Raw genomic sequence first — 1049 nt, 5'->3', positions numbered from 1 at the left:
GTACGGCCGCCTTCACGGATTGCGAAACGCAGACCGTCGTCCATCGCGATTGGGTGAATCAGGGTGACAACCATGTTCACGTTGTCGCCTGGCATTACCATCTCTACGCCTTCTGGCAGTTCGATGGTACCGGTCACGTCAGTAGTACGGAAGTAGAACTGTGGACGGTAGCCTTTGAAGAATGGCGTGTGACGACCACCTTCATCTTTGCTCAGGATATACACTTCAGATTCGAACTGGGTGTGTGGCTTGATAGAGCCTGGCTTAGCCAGTACCTGACCACGTTCGATTTCTTCGCGCTTGATACCACGCAGCAGAACACCTACGTTCTCACCAGCACGGCCTTCGTCCAGCAGTTTGCGGAACATTTCAACGCCAGTACAGGTAGACTTAACGGTGTCTTTGATACCAACGATTTCAACTTCTTCGCCAACTTTGATGATACCGCGCTCAACACGACCGGTAACAACGGTACCACGACCGGAGATGGAGAATACGTCTTCGATTGGCAGCAGGAACGGCTTGTCGATAGCACGCTCTGGCTCTGGGATGTAGCTGTCCAGGGCTTCGGCCAGTTCGATGATTTTCGCTTCCCACTCAGCTTCGCCTTCCAGCGCTTTCAGCGCGGAACCGCGGATTACTGGCAGGTCGTCGCCTGGGAAGTCGTACGCGGACAGCAGTTCGCGAACTTCCATTTCTACCAGTTCCAGCAGCTCTTCATCATCAACCATGTCGCATTTGTTCATGAATACGATGATGAAAGGAACGCCAACCTGACGACCCAGCAGGATGTGCTCACGGGTCTGAGGCATTGGGCCGTCAGTCGCAGCTACTACCAGGATCGCGCCGTCCATCTGAGCAGCACCGGTGATCATGTTTTTCACGTAGTCGGCGTGCCCTGGGCAGTCAACGTGCGCGTAGTGACGAGTCGGGGTGTCATACTCAACGTGAGAGGTGTTGATGGTGATACCACGAGCTTTTTCTTCTGGCGCGTTATCGATCTGGTCGAAAGCACGTGCAGAACCGCCGTAGGTTTTAGCCAGTACGGT

Annotated in this window: 1 protein-coding gene; it reads right to left on the bottom strand. The window is 54.1% G+C overall.

What is annotated here, in order from left to right; all coding sequences use genetic code 11:
* Nucleotides 1-1049: elongation factor Tu (tuf, locus tag AC4PR2_RS29105; RefSeq protein ID WP_004929262.1), on the bottom strand; the 1049-nt coding region annotated here is incomplete at both ends.

The organism is Serratia sp. A07 (assembly GCF_058725505.1).
The sequence above is the reverse complement of the archived record's forward strand: the minus strand, read 5'-3'. Positions and strand labels throughout refer to the sequence as shown.